The organism is Luteitalea sp. (genome assembly GCA_009377605.1).
Classification (GTDB): domain Bacteria; phylum Acidobacteriota; class Vicinamibacteria; order Vicinamibacterales; family Vicinamibacteraceae; genus WHTT01.
The window spans coordinates 1-25,452 of sequence record WHTT01000036.1; the positions used below are offsets into that span (position 1 = coordinate 1).

A 25,452-nucleotide genomic window follows, 5' to 3' on the forward strand; every position below is an offset into this window, starting at 1 on the left:
CCATGCGGCGCGAGGCGATAGTCTTTCGTGGACTCGCCGTCAGTCGCTTCCTCGAGGGTAAAGATCAGTAACCCGTTGGATCGCAGGGCGGCCGCGGCAACGGCGACGATCTCTTCCAGGGTACCGAAATAGACCAGCGTGTCGGCTGACAGGATGACATCGAACGCCTCTTTGTGCTCCCGGAGATATGCGGTCAACTCGCTCTTGACCAGGTCGTCATAGACGTGCTTTTCTTTCGCCTGAGCCAGCATACCGGCAGACAGGTCGACGCCGACGAGGCGCCGTGCGAAGGGAGCGACGAGCGGGCCGCAGAGCCCGGTGCCGCACCCGGCGTCGAGCACATCGAGGCTTTTCGGCGCTTGGGTCAGATCCGCCAGCATCGCGGCAACCAGCGCCGGGGCGCGGTATGACAACTTGGTGAGCTTGGAATCGAAGGATGCGGCGAAACTGTCGAAGATCTTTTCGATGAAGCCATCCGACGCGCGTGCTGGAACACCCTGACCCGAGCAGGCCGCGAGCATGTGCCGCGCGATCGGTTCCTCGGGCTCCTCATCGAGCCAGTCTTCGAAGATCTTCACCGCCTTATCGACCTCGCCGATGGTGCAGTGCGCCAGCGCCAGGAGTCTTCGAGCTTCCGGGTGCTTCGGCCTGAGCGTGATGACCTTGCAGAAGCAGGCCACCGCCTCCTGCATTCGCTTTTGTCCCGTCAGCAGAATGCCCAGGTTGGTGTACGCATCAATGCGGTCCGGATTGAGGCGAATGGCGGTTCGATAGGCCGTTTCGGCTTCGACGGGTCTGCCCTGCGCGCGCAGCAGCACTCCGAGATTGTTGTGCGCATTGGCATGATTCGGATCGAGCGCAATCGCGCGCTGATAGGCGACGATGGCGTCGTCCAGCTTGCTTCGATCCTGGAGAACGATGCCCAGGTTGCTGTACCAATCCGCCTGACCCGGCTCGAGCGTGAGGCTTCTCTCGATCAGGGAGATCCCCTCGTCACTTCGTCCCTGCTGGTGGGCGAGCACACCCGAGTAGTGCAAGGCGTTTGGATAATCGGGAACGAGCTCGAGAATCCGGCGATAGAGCTCGGCCGCCTCGGCCAACTGTTGATTCTTCTGCAGCCGAATGGCAAGTGACACCGCCTCCTCGACGGTGACTTCGGGTATTGGTGTCGGAGACTCTTCCATCTTGTGCCCGGCGGGGCTATGAAGCCCCGCCCTACCCTCAACGGAGGCGCACGGCCTCAATCAAACTGATACGCGAAGTTTCCGTCCGCCACCGCGAGACGCACGCGGTTCAGTGCCGACCCCGCCATTGTCCGCGTCAGAAACTCGTGGCTGATGGCAGGCAACACGGTATTCGTGAGTATCGCATCGATCATGCGCCCACCGCTCTCCACCTCGGTGCACCGGCTGACGATGAGGGTGACGGCCTGCTCGTCGTAGTCGAACGGGATCTTGTGCTGATCGCCGACGCGCTTTGCAATGCGGCCGAGCTGTAAGCGAACGATATTGGCCAGCATCTCGTCGCTCAGCGGATGATACGGAATCACGACCAACCTACCGAGCAACGCCGCCGGGAATCTCTTCAAGAGCGGCTCACGTAAGCCTTTGGCGATGCCTTCAGGATCGGGCATGAGCTCCGGATCCTTGCACATGCTCATGATGAGATCGGTCCCGACGTTCGAGGTCAGCAGAACAATCGTGTTCTTGAAATCGATGTGCCGCCCTTCGGCGTCCTCCATCCAGCCTTTGTCGAAGACCTGAAAGAAGAGCTCGTGCACGTCAGGGTGTGCTTTCTCGATCTCGTCCAGGAGGACAACGCTGTAAGGACGCCGCCGGACCGCTTCCGTGAGGATGCCGCCTTCGCCGTAACCTACATAGCCTGGCGGTGAGCCCTTGAGCGTCGAGACGGTGTGCTTCTCCTGGAACTCGCTCATGTTGATGGTGATGACGTTCTGCTCGCCACCGTACAGCGCCTCGGCCAGCGTCAAGGCGGTCTCGGTCTTGCCCACCCCGGACGGACCGCAGAGCATGAAGACACCAATCGGCTTGTTCGGGTTGTCGAGCTTTGCGCGCGAGGTATGGATGCGACGCGCGATCATGTCGAGCGCATGCCGCTGCCCGAGCACGCGCTGGTTGAGGGTTTCCGCGAGATTCAGCAGCGTCTCGATCTCGTTCTTGACCATCCGTCCGACCGGCACGCCTGTCCAGTCCTGCACGACGGACGCGACCGCCTGCTCATCGACGCTTGGCAGAATGAGCGGGGATTCGCCTTGCAGCGTCGTCAGCTTCGCTTGGAGGTCGGCAAGCTCGGCGAGCAGTGTCTCACGCGGCTCCGGCACCGCCGCCGAGAGGCTTCCAGGTGGCGCCTGCGCGGGGTCCAAAGGCGAGGGGTCTAAAGACCCCTCGCTACGTGCTGCTCTAGCTGCTGATCCCACGGTGTCAACGGCCGGCCAGCCTTCGCTCGCCTCCGGCGAGCTACGGCTAGGCAAGCCTGATTCGCGTTGCGCCTGGGCAGCCTGCTCGAGCGTGCTTCCCGTCCCTTCCACGCGCTCGGCTCCTTTTCGCAGCTTCGCGCGAACGGCAAGGATTCGATCCACCAGCTCGCGCTCCGCCTGCCATTGCTGTTCCAACTCAGCACACCGAGTCTCAGCAGCTACGAGCTTTTCCTCGCAGACCATCCGACGGTCGGCGGCGTCGACGCCAATGGCCTCTTCGCGTCCAATGATGCCCAACTCGATCTGCAACGCCTCAATCGTTCGCCGACAGTCTTCGAGTTGCGGCGGGACGGCATGCTGACTGATGGCCACGCGTGCGCAGACGGTGTCGAGGAGGCTCACCGCTTTATCGGGCAGCTGACGCGCCGGAATGTAGCGATGCGACAGACGGACCGCCGCTTCGAGCGCCTCGTCGAGCACCTGCACTCGGTGGTGCTTCTCGAGTATCGATGCGACCCCACGCACCATCAGAATGGCTTTCTCCTCGCTGGGCTCGGCCACCTGCACCACCTGAAACCGACGCGTGAGCGCGGGGTCTTTTTCAATGTATTTCTTGTATTCGGCCCAGGTCGTGGCGGCGATGGTGCGCAAGGTGCCTCGCGCCAGGGCCGGCTTGAGCAGGTTCGCCGCGTCTCCCGTGCCCGCCGAGCCTCCTGCACCAATCAGCGTATGCGCTTCGTCGACGAACAAGATGATCGGCTTGGGTGACGACTGCACGTCCTCAATCACGTGGCGCAAGCGGTCCTCGAATTCTCCCTTCATACTCGCCCCGGCCTGTAGGAGCCCGATGTCGAGCGTGTGGACGGAGACATTCTGCAGCGGCGGCGGCACGTCGCCTTGGGCCACGCGCGCGGCAAAGCCTTCGACGACCGCGGTCTTCCCGACACCCGCTTCTCCCGTCAAGATTGGATTGTTCTGTCGCCGGCGCATCAGGATATCGACGATTTGCCGGATCTCCTCGTCGCGACCGCTCACAGGATCGATCTGGCCTTTGCGCGCCCGGTCGGTCAAGTCCGTCGCAAATCGCTTGAGCGCCTCTTGCTTGCCCATTTGCGCGGGTGCCATCGCATGGCTCGCTTCGCCGGGTGCCGCCAGCGACGAGCCATCGGCTGCCTCCTGCATGTCTTCGGGTGAGCCGTGGACTATCCGCGCGAACTCTTCCGTCAACGTGTCGAGCTTCACTTTCTCGAACTGCCGTGAGATGCCGATCAACGCATTCCGCAGGGAGGGTGTCTTGAGTATCCCGACGATCAAATGACCCGTGCGCACCTGCATGTCGCCGAACATCAGGGTTGCATACACCCAACCGCGCTCAACGGCATTCTCGACGTGCGTCGAGAGATCGGAAATCGATGTCGCGCCCCGCGGCAGACGGTCCAACGTGTCGGTCATGTCCTCGGCCAGTCGTGAGGGATCGATCTCGAAATGCCGGGCAATCCGATGGAGGTCCGAGTCCGGTGTCTGCAGGATCTGCTGGACCCAGTGCACCAACTCGACGTACGGATTCCCACGCAGCTTACAGAAGGTCGTGGCGCCCTCGATGGCCTTGTACGCGAGGCGATTGAGCTTGCCAAACAACGCCGTGCGACTGATTTCGCTCATGGTCGTGACCGGTTAACGACACTTTCTGCATCCAGGCACAGCTCATCGGCATCGGTCTCGGTGCGCCGCTGGCCGAGCCAGGTCGTCCATCCAAGTTGTCCACGTCCGCCGAGCTTCAGCGGCGGGACCTCGTGCTTGTCGAGGCACAGGCGAACGTCCCAATCCAGCTCGAAGCAGAGATACATCCTGACCCAGTCCACCAGTTGGCGGAGGGGTCCGCCTTCGCCGCGTTGCGGCTTCGGCGAGACAGGTCCGCCCTTGTCAGGCAGGAAACTCTCGTATTGCGCCAGTGCGAGCGGTCCGAGATGAATCCGAAACTTGTGCTGACGATCCCAGACCGCGCGGCCGACAACCGCTCCTGTGCCAAGGGTCGCGCCGTCAGCCCCGAGACGCGTGCGCTCACCCGCGCCCAAGGACATCCAATGCCCGACGAACTCTTCGATCCGCACCGGAACACGGAAGAAATGCTGGAGAATGGCGCCCAGGCCCTCCGCGTTTCGCACCTGACGAACGAGCGCGCCCACGTGAAAGAGCTTGGCGAGGTCGGGCACGGCGTCGCGATTGCGGAAGGGCGCAGGTGACACGCCGGCGAACGCCCCGACAAATGCGGCAAAGCGGTCCTCGTCGGGCCGATCGCGCTGAACATGCGGCTGGGCTTGCGCCCATGCTCGATAGAACAGCGCGAGGAAGCGATGATGGAAGAGATCGAGAAACCGGCTGAACGTCGGATCGCCCGCGTGCCGAAGGCGTTCCCGGGCATATTCCGTGAGATGGAGCGGTAACGGGCCGTTGGGGCCAAGGAGACCGAACAGTCTCACCTGAAGGCGCGGCGGTCGTCCATCGCGCCCCATCTCGAATGACGCCAGCGGCGCGGGCGCAAACGATAGGTCCGGTTCTTGCCCCAGACGCACCGGCTCATCGAGTGGACGCAACGCTCGACCCCAGCGGGGCTTTTCAGCGTACAGGCATTCCAATCGCCGCAGCGTCTGATAGAAATCGTAATCGTACGGCGCTTCCGCCAACCGCGCGAACAGGCTCAAAGCGTTGGCCTGGCGCCCCAATGTGGCATCCATCGGCTGATCTCACCCCGACTTTGCGATCGCAAGACGGTCTCCGTGACGGAGTTGATCGACGCGTAGCGCGCGAAGAACTGATCGAGCACCGCCCCCAGGAGATAGGCGCTCCCGCCCTCGAAGGCCAGCTCGTCGACCTCCACCGTGATCTCGAGGCCGCGGCCGAACGCGAGTGGGCCGCGTGTCGGCAGCCTCCGCACCACACGCCCCACTCGGACAGATCTGAGTCCCTCGATCTGCCGTCTGGCGCTCGCATCAGCCGTGGCCGCGTAGAGCTCCAGCATATCGCGCAGCGCCGTCGCGCCTTCCTGTGGCGTGGAGTTCACGAGCGAGAGATAGTTGAGCGATAGATGACTGATGGCGCGCCAGGCGACGGCGCCATCGGCCAAGGCGGGGTACGGACGACTGGGTCCGCTGATGACGCGAATCGTCGAGACCGGCGCAGCGATGTTCAACGAGAAGTCGCTCTTGCCGATACCGACGGACATCTGCAGCGGCAGGTCCCGATTGGTGCAGAGCCCTTGAATCGAGAGCTGCCGCAAATCGGCGCTGTACGGGGCCTGAGCGGAATCCACGAGCCCGAGAAAGACCTCACTGCCGATGTAGCTGGAGCGCGCGCGGTAGCGCTGTTCCGGCGGGACCAGCCGGGGCTCACGGCGCGTCGTGAAATACGCGGCTCGGTGATGTTCGTCGTCCGTGCTGTAGGCCTCGTAGAACGGGAGAAACCGCTGCTCGCTGTCAGTGCCGGCGCCATGGCCGATGACCTCGGTCACCTCGTAGATCTCGAAATCCAGGGGTCTGGTGCGATCCGCGACGACGTGAAACTCGTGCGTGGAATCGGTGACGTGAATGCGGTCGATGCGCGACTTCGGAAAGAGGTTGACGGCCGGTGTGCAGAACAGCTTGAAATTCGAGGCGTCCACCACGCTCTCGAGATCCGGATCCCCACGGCTGAGCAAGATCACGAGCTCGATCTCGTTTCCCTCGACCTGTCGTACCCCTCGTCCGAGGCCCGTCAGCTCGAAGAAGCGAAAGCGCTGCGGGAACGCGAAGTACTCCTGCAGCAGCCGATAGCCTTGAAACGAGCGCAATGTCACCGGCAACAGCGCTTCACGATCGTCGAATCCGACCGGCCGAATGGTCGAGGAAGCGAGGAACTCCAGCCCGCCTTCGCTGCTCCGCAGCTTCGGCGAGGCAGGCGGGCCCTTCGGCGGGCGCACCAGCACGCCGAGACCGGCGGCGAGACACAACTCATACAGCTGGTTCGCCACATCGTCGCGTCCGGTCAGATAGAAACTGAGCCGGTCGAGGGGCATCTGGGAGAAGGTGATGCCGTCTGTCGTTCTGAGCCGGATGCGGAGGCCACCTTTGATGCGTTGCGCGATCGGGAGCCGGTTGAGCGGGAGATCGGGGGCAAAGGAGAAATAACTTGCCGAGATGATCTCGAGTGGCCACAGGGTGACGTCGTGCGCCGTGCGAAACTCACACGCTGTCACGTCCTCGGGTGCAAGCACCGAGTGCATGGTGGCGCCGCGCGGGACCGTCCGCGCACCGGTTGCGAGGCTGGGCTCACTCGTATCGGGCTGGAGCTCGGCCACGAGCATCGACGGTGTCGGCGCGAGGTAGTGCGGGTAGACGACCTCGAGCAGGGCCTGAGTGAAGCGCGGGAACTCGGCGTCGAGCTTGAGCTGAACACGCGCGGCCAGGAACCCGACCCCTTCGAGGAGCCGCTCGACGTACGGGTCGGCGACCTCCAGCCCGTGCATTCCGAGCCTGGCGGCGATCTTCGGGAATTGCTGGGCGAACTCTGCGCCCATCTCGCGCAGATGCTGCAGCTCGAGATTGTAGTGCCGAAGTAGACGGGGGTCCATTCACTTGATGCGCGATGCGAGATCGGCGATCTGCACCTCGCCAGTTTCGAGATCGATCTCGGTTCGTACGAGCAGTTCCACCGGCACCGGCTGCGCCCAGAGGTGGCCGTAAATCTCGACCCCGATGATGTTGTGATGCTCGAGCTGATCGACGTCGAGCGCTCTCACCTGCAACGTGCTCGGCAGGATACGCGGCTCGAAGTCCAGGACGGATTGACGAATGGCTCGCTCGATCTCGCTCACATCGAGCGAGGACGCCGTCTTTCCAGAGAGCGCCGGCAGTCCGAAGAACATCACGGACCGCCGTGCGTAGGGTGCGCCCGCGAGACCCGCTTCGGCCTCGAGACGCGTGGCGTTGAAGAGCCAGGCGAGATCGCGCAGCACCGCTTGTCGCATGCGGCTCTTCGAGACGACACGCTGCTCGCGCGGCTCCAGCTTCTTCTCTGGCTCGTCATCGGTCAGTCGGTCGAGCAGTACCGGTTGGAGCCGTTCCTCCGGTGTGCGCCGATCAGCCATCCGCCTTCGCTCCGCTTCCGCCTTCGTCGCTTCGCGAGTTCGGCGAGACAGGTCGGCGAGACACGTCCGCTTCGCCGCTGATCACGATCCTGCGGATGTCCATGAGCGGCATCTCGTCGGCATCCGTTGTGATGATGCGTTGACCGAGACCGTGGTGCCCGCCGTCGGCCATTTCTTCCCACACCGTTTTCCGCGCAAGCGCGACCAGGCCATCTGTTGACGCCTCTGATCCGGGATACCGGCTCGGAATCAGCGCCACCGACTCGCCTCCGTTCTCGAACTGGAGATGGGCGGGCATCCAGACCATGTCCCGCAGATCCTCCGGGGCCTCGATATCGATCTGGCTCAGACGGGAGAAGGGCACCCAGTAATATCGCCCGTTGATCAGAGCTTCCAGGACGGGGCCCAGCCGGGAATCCGCATCGGCAATCCAGGAGAACGGCTGTCCATTGATGGTGCCGCCCGAGGCGTCGGCCTCATCGAAGGCGCGGGCGCGCAGCGCCTCGGCGTGCGCCTGCTCACCCCGGCCCGCGAGCAGGCGCGACTCGATCAACAGCGCGAGCCACTGCTCCGGCTCGCCGAGCACCATCGGCGATTTCTTGCCATCGAAGACGTCGCGTCGAATGGCCTCACAGCGTACCGCCTCGCCGTACATCTGTGCCATCGCCAAGGCAATCGGATCGAGGCTCGATGCGACGGTGAGCTGGTTCAGCGCGCGCTCCCATTGCCCGAGCACGCAGAGCAATTGAAAGAGAAAGATCCGCAGCTTGGCCTCGGCTGGCTTGGCGCGCACCTCTTCTTGCAGTTGGGCGAGCGCCGCGACAGGGTCCCCGTTCTTGATGCTCTGTTCGGCCGCGGCGGCGAGGCTCATAGGGTGCCAAATCGATCTTCGAATGCCATGCTGCCAAGAGGCTGTCCATCGTTCCCTTGGCCGGTGTACTCGACGGCGATCTCGTTGAACGAGAAGCTGACGTGCTCGAAGGGCTCCGGTCTGCCGCCCGTGTCGCCGGCCTCGATATTGAGTGACGTGACGTGCCCTTGCTTGATGGTGATCTTCAGAAATTCGTGCTGGATCCCGCCCGCCTTGCGCAGGGTGAGCACCGCTTCGGGAATCACCTGATTCCGCCGTAACGCGAGCATCAAGGCGGTCGAGGCGCTATCGACCCGCTTGACGATCTTCAGCTCCTGGACGGTGGCCTTCCCCGATGCGCCTCCGCCACCAAGGGCGGTGTTGGCCTGCATGCCCCACGACCAACGCACGACGTCGATCTCGCCGCCGTGCGCCTGGTCCTGCGACTCCCCCTTGATCCCCTTGACCTTGAGGAACATGTCGCCGGCGCCGGCCCCTATTGGGGAACTCGGGAATTTCGCGTCACTGATCGCCATGGTCCGTCAAGCTCCCGCCCAGCGCTTAATCACCGATCAACCACCGTACTGTTGTGCCTCGCCGCGTCTCTGCCGCAATGCCCGCCTGAGCATCTCAGGCGTGTCCTTGTGCTCGGGTAGGGTAGAGAATAGGTCAGGCCTGGCACGCTCCGCGACTTCCAAGAGCACCCCCAATGCATACCTTTGATTTCTGATTGTCGAGACGCTCTGCGGATTACTGTGCCTAATCGGATCCATGCATTGGTCTGGGTACAGGGGGACCCCAGCCCGCCGAGCCTGATCCTTGAAGTGCATGATGTAGCGTTGCGTTATGGGCCCGACGATGCCGTCCACCATGATGTCTGGCTCGTCCGGCAACGGAGCGTACTCGCCTTTCGGATCGAAGCCTTGGATGTAAACCATTCTGAGCAGTGCTTGCACCAACATCACGTCATCTTTGCGGTTCGCGGCGGCCCGTCCAACGCGAAAGTCGGCGTTGTATGATTCGTATTCTGGGCCGCCGCCGGGGTTCTCTCGCACCGTAACGCATGCCATTGTTTTACTCCCAAAGGACCGGTGGTGAAAGTGCCGTACGTCGCAGATGGCGTCCGCCTTCGCCGCTTCGGCGAGACAGGCCCACCGGCACTGAAGGCCTGCGCGACGTACGGCGCGGGCGGCGCTCGGCACCTTCACCATCGGCGGCTATCCTTCTTTGTTAGCCTTGATGTCATACTTGAACTTGATCCCAGCATCGAGCGATCCATCGGCTTTCTGCCCCTTGTATTCCAGGTCCACCTTTGCGAACTGAAACGAGACGTTCTCCACCAGGCCACCATCGCTGCCGTTGCCCGAGGGCGTCACGCCGGTGATGAGGACGTCCTCCATCTTGTAGATGAGGAACTCCTCCTGGACCTTGCCTGCCTTCCGCGCGGTGAGGGTCGCCTCTTTGATGTGCTCACCAGTCGCGCACGCTTTTAGAAGAGTCGGTGACGCCTTGTCGACGAAGTGGGTGAACGAGAAGTCGCTGAAGCTCGCTTTGCCCGTACCGCCGCCGCCACCGGCGGCCATGGAACCGCTCTGCGTTACGCCCCACGACCATGCGAGGAGCTCGATTTCGTCTTTGTGTTTGCTGTCGGTCGATTCGCCCTTGATGTCGCCAATCTTTAGAAAGATATCTGCTGCCATGACAATCCTCCTGCGTTGAGTCCGAACCGTGAGTCGGTGTTAAGCGAGTGGTGATATCAGCCGGCCGCCTTGGCGGACGGCAACTTGGAAACGAGCCGCAGAGACACAGTGAGGCCTTCCAGCTGATAGTGCGGGCGAAGGAAGAACTTCGCCGCGTAATAACCTGGATTCCCCTCGACCTCTTCTACTTGGACTTCGGCGGCGGCCAGCGGCTTCTGCGCCTTGGTGCTCTCCGACGAATGCGCCGGATCGCCGTCGACGTAATTCATGATCCATCGCTGCAGCCACCGCTGCATGTCATCTCGTTCCTTGAACGACCCGATCTTGTCGCGCACGATACACTTGAGATAATGCGCAAACCGGCAGCAAGCGAACAAATAGGGGAGCCGTGCGGCCAACTTGGCGTTGGCGGAGGCATCCGGGTCGTCGTACTCGAAGGGCTTCTGCAACGACTGCGCCCCGATGAACGCGGCGAAGTCAGAGTTCTTCTTGTGCACGAGCGGCATGAACCCGTTCTTCGCCAGCTCCGCTTCGCGGCGGTCACTGATGGCGATTTCCGTCGGACACTTCATATCCACGCCGCCATCGTCGGTGGGGAACGTGTGGGTGGGGAGGCCTTCGACCGCGCCGCCGGACTCGATGCCGCGGATCCGTGAGCACCATCCGTAGAGCTTGAACGAGCGGTTGATGTTCACCGCCATGGCGTAGGCGGCGTTCGCCCAGGTGTATCGACTATGGTCGGCGGCCCCGGTCTCTTCTTCGAAGTCGAACTCTTCAACCGGGCTGGTCTTCGCGCCGTACGGCAGGCGCGAGAGATAGCGCGGCATCGCCAGTCCGACATAGCGGGAGTCGTCTGACTCGCGCAGCGATCGCCACCCGGCATATTCAGGCGTGGTGAAGATCTTGGTCAGGTCCCGAGGATTCGCGAGCTCCTGCCAGCTCGACATCTGCATCACCGTCGGCGAAGCGCCAGCAATGAATGGGGTATGCGCGGCGGCCGAAACCTGGGACAGTTCGCCGAGCAACTCGACATCTGGCGGCGTCTGGTCGAAGTAGTAGTCCCCCACGAGACAGCCAAAGGGCTCGCCACCGAATTGGCCATATTCGGCCTCGTAGATCTTCTTGAAGATCGGGCTCTGATCCCAGGCGGTTCCCTTGTACCGCTTCAAGGTCTTCCCGAGGTCGGCCTTGCTGACGTTCATGAAGCGAATCTTCAGCATCTCGTCGGTTTCGGTGTTGGTGACGAGATAGTGCAGCCCGCGCCATGCACCTTCGAGCTTCTGGAAGTCCTCCTGGTGCAGGATCTGGTTGATCTGCTCCGTCAGCGTCTTGTCCAGCTCGGCGATGATCGCCTCGATGGACTTGACGACGTCGGCGCCAATCAGCTTCGTCTGTGAAAGCGCCTGCTCAGCGAGCGTGCGAACGGCTCGCTCCACCGCTTCCTTGGCTTCGTCGGTCTTTGGCTTGAATTCTTTTCTCAGGAGAGAATCGAACTCATTCGCTTCGACGGCCCCAATGGCCGATGTTGTGTCTTGCTGGGATTTCGTGTCAGCCATGACTAGTCTCCGCGCGTCCGTCGATGGCGGCCCTCAAGGGCCGCCCTACCGCAAGATGTCGAAGGTGGCGGTAGGGCGCGGCGTTCGCCGCGCCAAGCCCGATGTCGAGGTCGAGCCCCCCTCTTAGGACGAGGCTTCATCCTCCGGCTTACTCGTTGTCGCGAGCGTCTGCAGAAGAGCCGGATCCTGTAACAGCTTGCTCACGAGCTCCTCCGCCCCGGTCTTACCGTCCATGTACGTGATCAGGTTGGCAAGCTGCTGCCGCGCTTCGAGCAGCTGGTTCAGGGCGTCCACCTTGCGAGCAATCGCCGCCGGTGAAAAGTCGTCCATGCTCTCGAACGTCAGCTCGACGTTGAGGTTGCCGTCGCCCGTGAGCGTGTTCGGCACCTGAAACGCCACGCGCGGCTTCATCGCCTTCATGCGACTGTCGAAGTTGTCGACATCGATCTCGAGAAACTTCCGATCGGCCACGGGCGGCAATGCCTCGGTCGGCTTACCCGACAAATCCGCCAAGACCCCCATGACAAAGGGGAGCTGAATCTTCTTCTCCGCCCCATACAGCTCGACGTCGTACTCGATCTGCACACGGGGCGCTCGATTGCGCGCGATGAATTTCTGACTGCTCGACTTCGCCACGACGCACCTCCTAGTGGGCTGTCTCCGACAGCACTACTCGTCTTGTCTCACGCCACCTGCTGCGCGCGCCACCGGGAGCGCCTCAGGGGCAATATCAGCCAGCACTTCGAGAAAATCCTTGGACACCAGACGCTTCGCGCGTTCCAGGAACAACGGGATCGGACTGGACGGCTCGTTGCTGCGAAAGTAGTCGGCCACGGCGTCCAACGCCCGGATGGCATCCTGGCGCGATTTGATCGCGCCGACCGCCACTGCAGCAGGGCGCGGCTCTCCGTCGGTCTCTGCCGTGGTGTCGTCGGCGTGTGTTGCGTCCGGACGCGACGCCAACTGCGCGCGCAGCAGCCGATTCATTCTGACGAGAGGCGCCGACAACGGGTCGAAGCTGGGCACCACTTCGGGGCCGCCTTCTGTCAGCATCAGCGTGTCGATCCGGTTCAAGGCGTCTACCGCACCGGCGACGCTCTGCTGCAGACCCTCCAACTCGTCCAGCGGCATCTCGGTAAAGGCCGCATTGATCTGCCCTTCGTCAGCCTTGACATCCGCCGTGCCCATCGGGGCTTGACCTGTGGCGATCTCGATGTCGCGGAGGCTGAACGTGCCGTGCTGACGATTGTCGACCAGCGGCACACGCCGGAGCCGCTCCACGACCGCCATCGGATCGGCAAAGCAGTTCAGCGCGTTTCGCCGGGCAATCGCGTCCTCATCCAGGAGCGGATACACCTGGCCCCAATACGACTCGAGCCATCGCGACGCGACCGTGAGCGTCTCTAAAAACGCCGGAAGCCCGTCAGTTCTCAACAGCGCTGTGCCCAAATATGCCAGGAGCCGAAGATCTTTACTCTTGCTCAACGCCTCGGTCGCGTTCGCTCGGATCTCGTCCCATTCCGGCGGCTTCCGGCGCTCGGACGGATCAGGCGGAGCGTCCAGCGACGTCGACTGTCCGAACAACCGCAGCGCATCGAACGAGGCCAGCAGCGCTGTGTCCTCCAGATCTTCTCCACACGGCTGATCGACTGTCACTGGTTGCAGCAGGGTTTCACCATCCCATCCAGCAGTCATACGGCGGCCTCTCCACGGCGACGGGAGCCAGCCTTACGCGACCCTCCACCTCTGTGGTACGCCCTCTCCTGCGAATAACGATGGAGTGCCCCTCGGCGAACAGTGCTCAAGTATTGCCCTTACCCGAGGAATGGGGAAAGTGACCTTGTGGACCCTGCGAGTAACGACCACTACATATTGCGCAGACCGCGCTATGTTGTGCAGCAGTGAGCCCTAGGTCGGCTACCGCCCGCTTCCCGAAAGCTGCCAAGTTCCTGAAACGAGGCAGATTCTATCGACTTTCGCCGAAAAGTCCAAAGCGAATGAGGAGTCAGGGTTACGTACATGCCTCCGCGATGAGCACGGTGACATTGTCCGGCGCACCGGCATCCAGGGTGGTCCTGATCAGTCCTTCCACCGCCGCGCCGATGTCCTCGCGCTCGAGCCATTCACCGAGACGGGCGTCCGGAATGGCTCGTGTCAGTCCATCAGAGCACAGCAGAAACCGATCGCCCAGCTGCACATCACCCCGATAGACGTCGAGCTCCAATTGGGGATGGATCCCGACGGCCCGCGTCACGGTGTGCGAGCGCTCTTGCCCGGCGAGCGGATCCGAGGCTCCTGGACTGTGATCGCGCGTGACCTGTTCCAGCCGGCCCGTGCGCCACCGATACACGCGACTGTCGCCGGCCCAGAGGACCACACACCGCGTGCCGCGTACCAGCAAGACAGCAACCGTGCTCCCGCTGCGATCGGCATGGGCGGCATCCCCCGCTCGGCGAACGAGGTGCGCGTTGACCTCTTGCACACGCGCATAGGCAGCGTCGATGAGATCTTCGAAGGCGGGATGCGGTACGAGATCCGCGAGCGCGTCACAAACCATTCGGCTCGCCATTTCGCCGTCGCTGTGTCCGCCAAGACCGTCGGCCACCACCCACAGCCCGATCTCTGGCCGTTCGACAAACGCATCCTCATTGTTCGCGCGCGCCCGCCCGACGTCACTCGCGGCGGCCGATCGAACGCGGAGCGGCGTCTCGCCCTCCACGAGCGCATCCGGCAGGATCCGATCCGTCTCGATATGTGCTGGGATCGATTGCCAGTGGTGGCGCGCCCATGCCCCCTCCAAGAGCGCCGCGAACGTTTCTGGATGCGGCAAGCCCCGCACAATCAAGCAACTGGGCTCGACAATGGAGGACCCTGCGGTCCACCACACCATCAAGGGCTCGTACAGGGTCGACAACCGGTGTGAAAGCAGCTGCTCGAAGCATGGTGTGAGCTCTTCGAGTGAGCCAATGGGGAAGTGCCAACCGCTCGTCTGTCCGTCGTCGTTCAGCATCGCAGCCGCGCCCGGATGGAGCGCCACACGCGCCGGTAGACTGACCGACACCAGGTCGTCGGCCAGGCGGATCACGCGCTCGTCGAAGCTCTCGAAATCGACCTGCTCCGCCGCGAGGGTGTCGATCACCAAGCGCTCGGCACGGTCGAAGAACGGCGCGGTCCCGGTCACCGCCGCGATGAGACCAGCGGAAGCTGGCAGCTCCGTGACGACTGTCAGCGGAAAGTAGCGTCCAACGCGATCGACGCTGGGCACCATCAGGCCGATGACGGGGGCTGAACCGCAGGTGCCCGGCGCCCCCATGAAGCGCCACGCCGGACTCGTGAGATAGACGTCGAGCCAACGTTCACCGAGCGCCGAACGGCTGGCCGCCATTGACTCCTGCAGCCATGCATCCCACACGCTCACGAACGCGTCGGACGTTCGCCGACGCAGGAAATCGCCGTGGCTCGGCAGCTTGCCGTACAGGCCTACTTCCAACGGACCGCACCAAGAAGAGAGAGGGCACGGCGCTTACCCCGCGCCTCAAAGCTCACACGTGAACCGCCGCCAGTCCCGCTTTGCGAACGGATTGTACACGCTGTCGGCTTCGATGATCACTCGAGCTCGATGCCCGCGCGCTTGAAAGATGAGCGCGGAGCGCACGTCAGATTCACGCTCTTCCCGTGCGGCGTCGATCAACCGAAACCAGGCCCATGGCCCATGGAACAACGGGTTGCGCTCTCGCCGACCGGAGCCATCCGCGAACACGACCGCAGCCCCGGCGCCGGGCTTGGGACCGGGCCAGACTGCCGTCACACTGCGCTGGGGAACCCGATAGTCGAACACCTGGCCGTCGCCCTCGAGCGCGAAATGCGTCGTCGACGCGTCGACGTCCGCGATCGTGACCGTGAAGGGCACGCGTAACGTGCTCGAGGTTCGATTGAAGAACAGCTCGCGAAGCCGTTCGGCCCCTTCGAATTGATGCAGCATCGCCGGTGACCCACGCACGGCGCCACGGCGCCATGTCCAGGGACTCTGCGATCTGTCGACCAACGGCTCCAAGTGCTCTTTGAAGAACTTGTCGAACACGCCGCCGTAGCCGAGCAGACGCGCGAAGTCCGACAGCCGCACGTCCGTCCTGCTGTCTGTCGCGAAGGGATAGCGACCTGCAAGGAGCGTCGTGCACTGGCGCAGCACGTTTTGGCTATAGAGCGTCTCGAGCTCGCTGCTCGCACCCGAGATCACCGTTGCTTCGGCCCTCCGACCGATTTGCGTGATCAGTGTCTGGATCACTGGTGGAAGTGCCTCGGCCTCCTGTTGCAGCGATTGCACCATGTCGCGGAGGGTCGGATCCGACAACGCGTCGAGCGGAGTGGCGGCACCCACCTCGGGACCCAGGGAGCGGAGATGCTGCTGAATCTGACCGATGCGACCAAGGAGACGGTCGAGCGGCGCGTTGCCTGGCTCACCCTGCATCAGTCGATGAATCGGCTGGAACTGCGCCGTGACGAGCGCGCCTGGCAACGCATCCGGCTTGCCTGTGGGCTCTGCTTCCTGACGGAAGAGACCGCCGAGGCGGTCCGTGAGCTTCTCTCTCACCGACGGTGCGGCCGTGGAGGACTCTTTTGGCTTCGGGTGCTCGACGAGCGTTGTATTCTCGACAACGGCTGTGAGAAGGCCGCGCAGCGGCGAGGCCGGCCCGGCCAGCGTGCCGAGCGCATCCCTGGCCTCCGACACCGTGGTGAACGGCACGAGCTCGAGGTCGTCGAGGATGCCCTCCCAGGTCGCGATGTAGTCCCGTTCGTACAGATGGGTCACCTCTGCTGCAAGCCTCGATGGGTTGCGGGCGGCCGCGCCACCCTCGCCCCACACCCAGTCATCCGCGGCGAATTGTGCCACCAGCTTGCTCATGTCGCGGCGGGTGACTTGCTGGAACACCCTGCGGCTGTAGACACTGGACAACGGCTCGGCCAGGCTTCTTCCGCTCCTGCGTCTGAGCACCTCTTCGACCCCGACACCGGCAGCCAAGTCGAGGCGCACCGCCCGCGCGCTGTCGTCGGTATACGCACGGTTGAGTCGGCTATAGATGAGCCGTGGAATCGATGCCTGGCGGATGGTGCTGCGCGCCTGCGCCACGAGCGACGGATTCAGGGTGATCGCGCGAAGCGTGTCCCCGGAGTCCAGCAAGCTCTGGAAGTGTTTCGACAATGAGCTAGGTAGGGCCGCCTCGCCGAGGCGGCCGTCTCGGTCAGGCGCGGCGCTCTTCATCGTTTGCCACTCGAGATCCGCGACGAAGCGCAGGTGCTCCTTGTCCAAGCGCTTCGGCTCACCGAGCATGAGGTACGCTTTCAGATACTCGTAGAGCTTTTCCGGTTCCGGCGCGAACTCGACCAGACGTTTCTCGATGCGTGCCGTCAATCGCGGCAACAGGGCCCCGTCGAGCTCCCGGAGGTACGCGTCGCGCGCGGCATTGCCGACCGATCGCCCTTGATAGAGCCCCCATCGCATCGCCCACGGCGTCTTGTCTCGATGGCGGTTTGCCGAATCGGCCACGGCGCGGATCGCATCAAGGCGTGGCAGCAGCGCGTCGAGCGAGCCATCCGCGGAGACGGAGGGCACCTGCTGAAGCTTGGTAATGTCCGCCGCGGTCTCCGCAAGGTACGTGCGGTTGCGACCGCAACTCACCGACAACACGAGAACGCCAACGAGGGCCACGAGAACGATGGCGGCGTAGGACCCCAGTTGCCAGGCGGCCTTCCGCACTTCCAGCCGTCGGTTCACGCCGGCGAGCCCCGACTCGCCGATCAGCACCTCCTTGAGGAGCCGTTCGACGAAGTACGCCTTGCCACGTCCGGTGGGTGGCACCACGGCCTCGGCCGTGACTCCAAATCTGCGGCCGATGGCGCCCAACAACCGATCGATCGGCGTGCCCTCCTGCGTCCCGCTGGTGAAGTACACGCCGCGCAGCAGGATCTGCTGGTCGAAACGCGTCGACCCAAACAGCTCGCCCACGAACTGCGTGAGCATGCCACCGAGCGCGGCCATCTGCTGAGGGAAGGCAAAGAGCTTCGTGCGGCGTCGAACATCACGATCTTCTTCGACCCGTGCGTAGACCCTCGCGTTGAGACGTGCCATCAACTGGTCGAACTCGGCAGGAAATGCCTGCGTGGCCTCGCCACCAACCGTCTGCTCGTACGGGAACGTGACGCCCCATACTTGCGCGCGGCCTTCCTGCGCGAGATCGTCGAAGTACTCGGTAAACCCGGCGACGAGATCGCACTTCGTCACGAGCACGTAGACCGGCAGTCGGATGTGCAGCTCCCGGTTCAGCTCGTTCAACCGACGGCGTGCGGCCTCGACGTGAGCCTCTCGGCCGGGCTCGCCCTGCACCATCAGGTCGTGCGCGCTGATCGTGAGGATGACACCGTTCAGTGGCCGTCGCTTGCGGTACTTGCGCAACAGCCCCAGGAATTCTGCCCAGCCTGCGCTGTCGGACGCTCGGTCGGAGTCCTGGGTGGTGTAGCGGCCCGCGGTGTCGAGAAACACGGCTTCGTTGGTAAACCACCAGTCGCAATTGCGCGTGCCGCCCACGCCGCGCAGCGCCCCGCGGCCCACACGCTGCTCCAGCGGGAACTCCAACCCCGAATTGAGCAGCGCCGTCGTCTTGCCGGATCCAGGCGCGCCGATGATGACGTACCACGGGAGGTCGTAGAGGCTGTGGCCGCTGCGCCGTGTCTGCTTGAGCGTCGCGACGGCTTCTTCGAACCGTTCGCGGAGCTGGACAGCCTCGGCGCTTGGTTGTTCCTGATCCGCCGCCGCTTGCTGGACGACCGCCGCGGCGAGCTGGTCACTCGCGCGGTACGCGCGCAGCTGCCGCACCAGCACCCACACGGACCAGAGCGCGACGATGAGCGCAATAGCGATGACGCGAGAGCTGACGGGCGCAAGCGGATGATAGGTGGCGAAGGCGAAGTAGGGCCCGGCGTACCAAATGAACAGCGCGAGCAGCAAGAAGCCGAGGAGGATCAACAGCGCGCGGAGCTTTAGAAAGGAGAACATCTTTCACAGTCCGCTCACGTGAATGATCTCCACGCGCCGATTGCGCGCCCGATTCGCCGGATCCGATTCGGGCGTGTACCGCGGCTGGGAAGACCCGACCCCCTGCCAGCTCACCCTGGCGTCGTTGTCGACTCCAAGCTGGAGAATCCTCGCGACACCGCGCGCGCGCTCGTGCGACAGCTCGTAGTTGTCTTGGTAGCGCAGCGACCGGAGGGGTTGATCGTCCGTGTGGCCGACCACCAGCACACGCCCAGGCACTTGATTCACCGCAGCCGCCACACGCTCGAGCGTCTGGTAATACACGGAGTTGACGGTCGCGTTCCCGGACGCGAACAGGTCGGGCCCGAGCAACGTCACCACCGTCCGACCACCCTGTTCTTCGGCGCGTAGCGCACCACTCGCCTCATCTGGCGCCAGTAGCGTCTTGAGCCTCGGGCCCTCCACCGGCGCTGCGGCCGGACGCGAGAACGCGTCCATGCCCACCTTCGCGAGCTCGGCGTGCACCGGCGCGGCGGAGCTCGTGAGACTGGCACGGTACGCCGTGAACGTGATCGCCAGGATCGCCAAGGCCGCGGCGGCGACGACCCACCACGGGACATAGCGCATGAGCGGATTCCGCCGATCCTCGAGTCCCCGCCAGCGCAACGAGAGCTCCGGCTCAGGAGCACCACGATGATTGCGGATCTTGCGGTAGAGGTCTTGCTGAACGGCGGCCAGGTGCTCGTGCCCACGCTCGAGCACTTGGTACTTTCCGGCGAAGCCAAGCGCGAGACAGAGATACTGCAGCTCCATCAGGTCGATGTAGCGATCGGGATCGTGTGAGACCCGGTCCAGCATCTCGAAGAACTTCTCTCCGCCCCAGGCCTCCCGGTGCAGCGCCACGAGCAGCGTGTGCTGCGCCCACTCGCTCTGAGCCCCCCACGGCGTGGACAAGACGCCTTCGTCCAGCCCCGCGCACAGCGCGTACCGCGCGGCAATCACGGCCTCGTTCTGGACACCGGCCTCGCGTGCTAGGGCGTCGAAGCGGTGAATCTGGTCGAGTGCGTCACGCCGCAGCGCGGCGACGTCCATGGGCGAGATCGTGCCGCGTATCTGCCCAGCCAGCAATAACAACGGGCTTGCTGCCCGCACGAGCGGATTCAGCCCGATGCCGAGCAGGCCACGCGTCGCCTCCTGAATCGGCGCCGCGTCGTTGGACACTGGCGCCGCCGGGCGTGGCCGCGCAGCATCACGGCGACCGGCTCCAGGCCGCGGCCTGAGACTCGTCACGTCTGGGCGATCGAACGGGTTGTCCTGGTCCGGCATCGGTTCGGCCCGCGAGAATCAACTGCGAATGGCCCAGAACTCCATTGCCAGGCCGGGGAATTCACCCGCGAGATGTATGGCCAGCCCGCCCGACTGCTTGAGTTGATCCCACAGCTCGTTGGTCTGATCGAGCTCGAAGTACGCAAACCCTGCGTGAAACGGAATTTGCCGGGGCGCGACTGGGACCGGCGCCACCGGCACGCCAGGGAGCTGCAGTGTGACCAGATCGCGAATCTTCTCCACCGGACCGATCTTGATTTGCGCGGGAAACCGCCGGCGTAGCTCTTCCGCCGGGAGATCGGCGCGCGCCGCCAAGATGAAGACCGCCGTGCCGTACAACGTACGATCTGGCACGATCGCCACGCTGATGCCGTACTTCTTGGACTCGAGCGGAATTGAGATCGCGCGCTGTTCCAGAATCGCGCTCAGCGATGCCCGGAGGGCGGCGATGACCGGCTCGAACGACTCCCGAAGCCGATCGTGTCGGTACGCGGGGAGCTTCGGCGGACGTTTGGCCGTTGTCGTAAACGTGGCGAGCTCGCCTGCGGCCGACACGCAGACTTGAAACAGTTCCTCCGGATGCACGGCCCCGGAATCGGCATAGTGGGCGAACAAGGGCTCATAGCGATTGATCGCCTGGAGCATGAGAAAGTCGGCGAACTCGGCCGCAGCACCCCTTGCGGTCGCCATCACCCGGCTTCCCAGCGCGTCGCCACGCTGGTGCAGCAGGCCGAGCAGCTCGGTCGTCACTGTGATGAGCCGATTCGCCGCCCGCGCATGCAGCACGGTTGGAATAAAACTGTCATCGAGCACGACCTGCTGATCCGACCGACACTCGACGACGTGTGCGAGCGGCAAGCAGGCATACGCCTCGGTGACCTCGCTCGCGAACAAGAATCGCGTACGCAGCGCGCCGACTTCCAAGACCGCCGCGTCTCCGCCGCTCGCTGTCGCGTCACGGGTCTGCAATTCTCGGACGCCGTGCCGTGCCAGTCCATCGGCACCGCCACCCCGGTCCAGGTCCGGCTCACCCGAGCGACGCAACGGCACCGCCAGATACAGCAACTGATCCCGGACGTCGGTGCCGACATCGATCGGCGTCGGCAACGGGTCATCCTCGGGTGCGCGAAACGGCGTACCGTCGGGGAACACCCCCGCGGCACGCCTCAGCCCGAGCTTGCCGATGCGCAGAAAGTCACGTTCGAGCTCGACCTCGGTGAACCCCCAACTGTGAGCAATCAGCGCCTCACACCGCGTTTCGACGTAGCGCTCGAAATAGCGATCCTGCTGCTGGAAGTGCTGAGGCTGGAGAAACAGCCCCTCGGACCAGACGACTTTGTTGTAGGCAGACATTCGCGTGAAATCGCAGCCAGCCCAATCTATAACAGATAACGCAAGTGGTGCACGCGTCGAACTCGCCCGTAAGGGCAGGGCTTTACAGCCATTGTGGGACGATCACTGCTTGCGTTGTCGGGGCTCCCTGACAACCCCTTCCCGGGCGTGGCGCTCGGCCTTGAGCCGACTGAGCTGTTCTTCGTAAGCCCGTGCGAACTCCTCACCGAACAACTTGCGGAAGCTCGCATCGGGGTCCTTGGCGATGGCGTCTCGCCTGTCGCGATAGAGATCCCAGTAGTGAAGCTTGGCCCCCATGCCAAGCAGCGCGCCTCTCTTGAGCTGACGGTCGAACTGTTGCTGCAGACGGTCTGGATCGAACTCGGCCAGCATCGATTCGAACGCCACGCGCATCCCGGCCAGCGCCGCGAGTTGATGATTTCGCAGATCGTCGAAGGCATCCTCGAATGCTTCGACGGGCCCTAGATACGCGGGATTGCGTTTGACGAGGAGATTGTGGAGCGCGTCCTCGACGTTCACGGAAAACTTGAGGGGGTTGTTGTCCGCGGCCCGGAATTGCGTCGTACGCATCCGGAACTCATCCTTGATGTGCTGGCGAGCCCGTAAGACATCCATGACGCCAGAGACCACCACACGCAGGATCTGACCAAAGCTGCGCGCCAGCTCGGGGGTGACACGTACTCCATCCAAACCAGCGCCCGCCAGTACTGCCGCCAAGTCCGACTCGTCCGGCTTCGCGCTTGTCCGCGACGCCAGTGCGTCTTGAGGCAGTGCGTCTTGAGGCAGCGCGTCTTTCGGCAGTGCGTCTTTCGGCAGTGCGTCTTTCGGCAGTGCGTCTTTCGGCAGTGCGTCTTTCGGCAGTGCGTCTTTCGGCAGTGCGTCTTTCGGCAGTGCGTCTTTCGGCACTGTCTCTTCCGGCGGCACGGCCGTGCGGTCAGACAGGGCCAGCTCGCTCGGGGCCGGCTCGCTCGGGGCCGGCGGAACAACCTGTACTCGTGAGATCGGAGCCTCTGTCGATTCTGCGGCTGGTGCACTGGTCGCGGGTCGTTCAGCGCCCGGCGGTGCCTCCAGGTGAGGCGGAGTCATGTCGGGCGGATCATCCGGCGCCAGCGGGTCGTAGTCAGCCGGAATCAACGGCGCGCCCGGCTGCTGTGTGGATGCAGGGGAGGGCAGGACTGCGGGTGGCTGGTAGTGTCCAGTTATTGGAGAGCTGCGTCCTAGATCTCTGGCACTGGCTGCCTTCCGTGCCGGTGTGTGCTTGGGCGTGGGATCCAACAGCTTGAGCGGGTCAACTTCCTGGCCAGTCACGGGCTCCGCGTCAGGTCCCACACTGGCGGAGGATGGGAGCCGTGGCGCTGGCGAGGGGAACCGTTGTGGCATGAACGGATCATCCGTCCCGAGCGGGCTCGAAGCGCCGAATGGAGGGTCGGGCGAATAGCCTCTGGACGCATCGGCAAACGGGCCCAGCGCCGCATCGTTCTGCTCACTACTGATTGAGACTTCGATCTCGTATGGGTCGATATAGATACGGTCGCCAGATTTGAGGGCATGCGGCCGCCCGCGCACCAGACGGTTCTTGGGCGAGTTGACGAAGACGCCGTTGGTACTCGTATCCTCGATATAGAAGATGGCGTTGACGCAGCTGATCACGGCATGTCGAGCCGAGACCCTGGAGTGTGGCAGCACCCAGTCGTTGCTTGTCTCGCGACCGATGCTGCCCCCCTCGGCGGAGAAGACTCCGCGGCGGGCGCTCCCGAGCCTTGCTGCCTCGGGCGCGGTGACGTCCAAGGTAAGAATCATGCGGGTGTTCCTTACTGAGCCAGTCTACCGCATGCGGTCCCTGTCGAGTAAGATCCGGGGGGCTTGAAACCCAGCACCTGGCAGCGAGGGAGGGAGGTTGTCATGAGACGGTCGCGCGCCGCTCAATCCACGCGGGCGGGCTATCCCTGCACGGCAGGAACGAGGGGCCGCGTGCCGCCGTGGCACGGCGCCGTGGTGGGCGCGGCGGTCGGACTGATGATGATGACCGGAAGGATAGCGCCGGCATACGCGCAGGCACCGTCGTTCCAACAACACTTCGCTGAAGGGGCCACCGGTTTCTACCACACCGACATCGGCCTGCTCAACACCAGTGAGACCGAGGTGGCCGAGGTGCTCGTCACGCTGAATCCGGAGGCGCCAGCCGAGCCGGTCACCGTGCCCCTCACGTTGGAGCCGCGTGCGCGGCAGACCGTTGACGTGAACGAGGCGATGGGCGATTACGCCGGTGGCGTGTCGATCCATGTCGTCTCGGATCAGCCCGTCGCGGCAACGCGGCAGATGCGGTGGGGGACACCCCTGACCTACGGGAGCACCCTGGAAAGCGGAGTACCAGAGGCGGCGACGACGTGGTACTTTGCGGAAGGCGCCACCTATTCCTTCAACCTCTTCTATTTGATCGCGAACCCGAACGACGCCGACGCGAACGTCACGATCCAGTATCTGCGCGCGAGCGGCGAGCCCGTGACGCAGGACCTGGTTGTGGCTGCGCGGAGTCGCCGCACGATCTGGGCCAACGCGGTGCCAGGACTCGCAACGGCGGAGGTGGCCGCCGTCATCTCGGCCGATCAGCCCATCGTCGCCGAACGAGCGATGTACCTCGGCTCGCGGTTCGAGGCGGGCACGGCCTCACGCGGTGCGTCGGCGCTCAGCTCGGAGTGGTTCTTCGCGGAAGGCGAAACGTCTTTCTTCGACACGTTTCTCCTGCTGGGGAATCCGGGCGCTGCGCCGGCCTCGGTCACGGTCACCTATCAGTTACCGGACGGATCGACCCTGGCCAAGGTGCACGACCTGCCTGCTGCCTCGCGACGCACGATTCTCGTTGATCAAGAGGATTTGGAATTGGCTGCAACCGCCGTAGCGATGCGCGTGTCGTCGAGTGTCCCGATCATCGCCGAACGTGCCCTGTGGTGGGCGGCGGCAACCGGCTCCTGGTACGAGGCCCACGCGACGCTGGGAGCAACTCAGACAGGCACGGTATGGGCGATTGGCGAGGGCGCATCGGGTGGCCCGGACGCGGAAGACACCTATGTTCTGGCCGCCAACGCTTCTGCGGATCCGGGAGAGGTGCGAGTCACCGTGATCCGGGACGACGGCGCGACCGCGCAGCAGGGCTTCGCGCTTGCGGGGCACCAGCGACTAACCGTGTACCTTCTGGAGTACTTTCCCGGTGTGGAGGGCCACCGGTTCAGCGTGGTGGTTGAAAGCCTGGCGAACGGAGAGCCGTCGGGCGTACCCATCACGGTCGAGTACGTCCGCTATCAGTCGACCGGGGGCCTCTTCGGCAACGCCGGCGGTGCTGCGCTCGCGACCAGAATTCAGTGAGCAATCCGGACGAGGTAGGGCGCGTTCGCCGAACGCGCCGTCCAGCCCACTAGGAACCAGGAACCGTGAACGAGGCCGCCATGTGCGCGCAGATAGGTTCCTGCTCTTGCAGCTTGTCGGGCTTCATCACACAAGTCAGCCGGTAGAGCGTCTGCGCGACGGGGAACGAGTACTGTCGCACCACTTCCGGGCCCTGTGAACCCGGTCGCTGATATTGGATGGCCACCACGCGACGGCTGCCGTCCTCGAGCAGCCGGGTGTCGAAGTCGGACGCATTCGGCTCGCGCTCTTTGATCGTCTCGGCCTCGATCTGGCCAAAGACGTCGGTGACCTCCTCGGGTTGCAGGGCCTGATTGAGCTGCGTCTGTGACAAGACCACCGTAGCCTCACCAGCCTCCTGTGTGAACGTGGCAACGGTTGGCGAGCTGCCCGGCACGCTTTGCCAGTGCTCCTTCGGATATTCAATAGAGACGCCGCCCGCGGGATCGCTGAGAGGCACGAAATCGGGCTCCGCTGTCCGGGTGAGCCAGGCGGGCCCACTGGGCGTCGTCACTTCCTCTTCCACTGGAGGCTCGGTAGGTGGGTCGGCCGGCGTGCCCCGCGAGGCGCACCCCTGTGACGTCACAGCGAGCGCGGTGACGACTCCCAGGGTGAGCGCCGATTTCACGAGAGCCCAGCATTGATGACGTCGGAACATTTCCAGTGGCCACTGCAC

19 protein-coding genes are annotated in these 25,452 nt (G+C 63.9%); 1 reads left to right on the forward strand and 18 read right to left on the reverse strand.

What is annotated here, in order from left to right:
• The 17 genes from GEV06_13705 to tagH form a co-directional block, all read right to left on the reverse strand.
• Nucleotides 1-1,184 (reverse strand): tetratricopeptide repeat protein (locus GEV06_13705; protein ID MPZ18951.1); only part of this gene is annotated, 1,184 nt, incomplete at its 3' end.
• Between the two features lie 56 nt (nt 1,185-1,240).
• Nucleotides 1,241-4,099 (reverse strand): type VI secretion system ATPase TssH, encoded by a 2,859-nt coding sequence (tssH, locus tag GEV06_13710; GenBank protein ID MPZ18952.1) that lies wholly within the window; start codon nt 4,097-4,099, stop codon nt 1,241-1,243.
• Entirely contained in the window at nt 4,096-5,172 is a 1,077-nt protein-coding gene (gene tssG / locus GEV06_13715) for a type VI secretion system baseplate subunit TssG (GenBank protein MPZ18953.1), read from the reverse strand. The genes tssH and tssG overlap by 4 nt, the downstream gene beginning before the upstream one ends.
• On the reverse strand, nt 5,136-7,043 hold the full coding sequence (gene tssF / locus GEV06_13720; protein MPZ18954.1) for a type VI secretion system baseplate subunit TssF: 1,908 nt from the start codon (nt 7,041-7,043) through the stop codon (nt 5,136-5,138). Before tssF ends, tssG begins: the two co-directional genes overlap by 37 nt.
• Complete coding sequence (tssE, locus tag GEV06_13725) at nt 7,044-7,559, reverse strand: type VI secretion system baseplate subunit TssE (protein ID MPZ18955.1); 516 nt, start codon at nt 7,557-7,559, stop codon at nt 7,044-7,046.
• The gene (locus GEV06_13730; GenBank protein ID MPZ18956.1) at nt 7,552-8,430 is read right to left on the reverse strand and encodes a virulence protein SciE type; all 879 of its coding nucleotides are present in this window, start codon (nt 8,428-8,430) and stop codon (nt 7,552-7,554) included. Before GEV06_13730 ends, tssE begins: the two co-directional genes overlap by 8 nt.
• Nucleotides 8,427-8,945 carry an Hcp1 family type VI secretion system effector gene (locus tag GEV06_13735; GenBank protein ID MPZ18957.1) on the reverse strand — a complete coding sequence of 173 codons (519 nt, stop codon included), beginning with the start codon at nt 8,943-8,945 and terminating at the stop codon, nt 8,427-8,429. The genes GEV06_13730 and GEV06_13735 overlap by 4 nt, the downstream gene beginning before the upstream one ends.
• A 36-nt stretch (nt 8,946-8,981) precedes the next feature.
• Complete coding sequence (locus GEV06_13740) at nt 8,982-9,620, reverse strand: hypothetical protein (GenBank protein MPZ18958.1); 639 nt, start codon at nt 9,618-9,620, stop codon at nt 8,982-8,984.
• Between the two features lie 6 nt (nt 9,621-9,626).
• On the reverse strand, nt 9,627-10,109 hold the full coding sequence (gene hcp, locus GEV06_13745) for a type VI secretion system tube protein Hcp (protein MPZ18959.1): 483 nt from the start codon (nt 10,107-10,109) through the stop codon (nt 9,627-9,629).
• Nucleotides 10,110-10,165: 56 nt separating this feature from the next.
• A complete protein-coding gene (gene tssC / locus GEV06_13750) occupies nt 10,166-11,665 on the reverse strand; it encodes a type VI secretion system contractile sheath large subunit (protein MPZ18960.1) in 1,500 nt (499 codons plus the stop codon).
• Nucleotides 11,666-11,788: 123 nt separating this feature from the next.
• Nucleotides 11,789-12,301, reverse strand: coding sequence for a type VI secretion system contractile sheath small subunit (tssB, locus tag GEV06_13755; GenBank protein MPZ18961.1), 513 nt, complete (start codon nt 12,299-12,301; stop codon nt 11,789-11,791).
• A gap of 33 nt (nt 12,302-12,334) precedes the next feature.
• Nucleotides 12,335-13,360: a type VI secretion system protein TssA gene (tssA, locus tag GEV06_13760; GenBank protein MPZ18962.1), complete on the reverse strand. Its 1,026-nt coding sequence runs from the start codon at nt 13,358-13,360 to the stop codon at nt 12,335-12,337.
• 316 nt (nt 13,361-13,676) lie between these two features.
• A complete protein-coding gene (gene tagF, locus GEV06_13765; protein MPZ18963.1) occupies nt 13,677-15,155 on the reverse strand; it encodes a type VI secretion system-associated protein TagF in 1,479 nt (492 codons plus the stop codon).
• Nucleotides 15,156-15,200: 45 nt separating this feature from the next.
• The gene (tssM, locus tag GEV06_13770; GenBank protein MPZ18964.1) at nt 15,201-18,716 is read right to left on the reverse strand and encodes a type VI secretion system membrane subunit TssM; all 3,516 of its coding nucleotides are present in this window, start codon (nt 18,714-18,716) and stop codon (nt 15,201-15,203) included.
• Between the two features lie 3 nt (nt 18,717-18,719).
• Nucleotides 18,720-20,021: an OmpA family protein gene (locus tag GEV06_13775; GenBank protein ID MPZ18965.1), complete on the reverse strand. Its 1,302-nt coding sequence runs from the start codon at nt 20,019-20,021 to the stop codon at nt 18,720-18,722.
• 18 nt (nt 20,022-20,039) lie between these two features.
• Nucleotides 20,040-21,374: a type VI secretion system baseplate subunit TssK gene (gene tssK / locus GEV06_13780; protein ID MPZ18966.1), complete on the reverse strand. Its 1,335-nt coding sequence runs from the start codon at nt 21,372-21,374 to the stop codon at nt 20,040-20,042.
• A gap of 102 nt (nt 21,375-21,476) precedes the next feature.
• Entirely contained in the window at nt 21,477-23,174 is a 1,698-nt protein-coding gene (tagH, locus tag GEV06_13785; GenBank protein MPZ18967.1) for a type VI secretion system-associated FHA domain protein TagH, read from the reverse strand.
• 102 nt (nt 23,175-23,276) lie between these two features.
• On the opposite strand from tagH, the gene GEV06_13790 reads away from it, so the two are divergent.
• Entirely contained in the window at nt 23,277-24,737 is a 1,461-nt protein-coding gene (locus GEV06_13790; GenBank protein MPZ18968.1) for a hypothetical protein, read from the forward strand.
• Between the two features lie 49 nt (nt 24,738-24,786).
• On the opposite strand, the gene GEV06_13795 is transcribed toward GEV06_13790, so the two are convergent.
• Nucleotides 24,787-25,452, reverse strand: a complete 666-nt coding sequence (locus GEV06_13795; protein ID MPZ18969.1) for a hypothetical protein — start codon at nt 25,450-25,452, stop codon at nt 24,787-24,789.

Bases quoted from the DNA above. Each gene is read 5' to 3' on its own strand.
- tssH (MPZ18952.1), bottom strand. From the start codon at position 4,099: ATGAGCGAAATCAGTCGCACGGCGTTGTTTGGCAAGCTCAATCGCCTC.
- tssG (MPZ18953.1), bottom strand. From the start codon at position 5,172: ATGGATGCCACATTGGGGCGCCAGGCCAACGCTTTGAGCCTGTTCGCG.
- tssF (MPZ18954.1), bottom strand. From the start codon at position 7,043: ATGGACCCCCGTCTACTTCGGCACTACAATCTCGAGCTGCAGCATCTG.
- tssE (MPZ18955.1), bottom strand. From the start codon at position 7,559: ATGGCTGATCGGCGCACACCGGAGGAACGGCTCCAACCGGTACTGCTC.
- GEV06_13730 (MPZ18956.1), bottom strand. From the start codon at position 8,430: ATGAGCCTCGCCGCCGCGGCCGAACAGAGCATCAAGAACGGGGACCCT.
- GEV06_13735 (MPZ18957.1), bottom strand. From the start codon at position 8,945: ATGGCGATCAGTGACGCGAAATTCCCGAGTTCCCCAATAGGGGCCGGC.
- GEV06_13740 (MPZ18958.1), bottom strand. From the start codon at position 9,620: ATGGTGAAGGTGCCGAGCGCCGCCCGCGCCGTACGTCGCGCAGGCCTT.
- hcp (MPZ18959.1), bottom strand. From the start codon at position 10,109: ATGGCAGCAGATATCTTTCTAAAGATTGGCGACATCAAGGGCGAATCG.
- tssC (MPZ18960.1), bottom strand. From the start codon at position 11,665: ATGGCTGACACGAAATCCCAGCAAGACACAACATCGGCCATTGGGGCC.
- tssA (MPZ18962.1), bottom strand. From the start codon at position 13,360: ATGACTGCTGGATGGGATGGTGAAACCCTGCTGCAACCAGTGACAGTC.
- tssM (MPZ18964.1), bottom strand. From the start codon at position 18,716: ATGTTCTCCTTTCTAAAGCTCCGCGCGCTGTTGATCCTCCTCGGCTTC.
- GEV06_13775 (MPZ18965.1), bottom strand. From the start codon at position 20,021: ATGCCGGACCAGGACAACCCGTTCGATCGCCCAGACGTGACGAGTCTC.
- tssK (MPZ18966.1), bottom strand. From the start codon at position 21,374: ATGTCTGCCTACAACAAAGTCGTCTGGTCCGAGGGGCTGTTTCTCCAG.
- tagH (MPZ18967.1), bottom strand. From the start codon at position 23,174: ATGATTCTTACCTTGGACGTCACCGCGCCCGAGGCAGCAAGGCTCGGG.
- GEV06_13790 (MPZ18968.1), top strand. From the start codon at position 23,277: ATGAGACGGTCGCGCGCCGCTCAATCCACGCGGGCGGGCTATCCCTGC.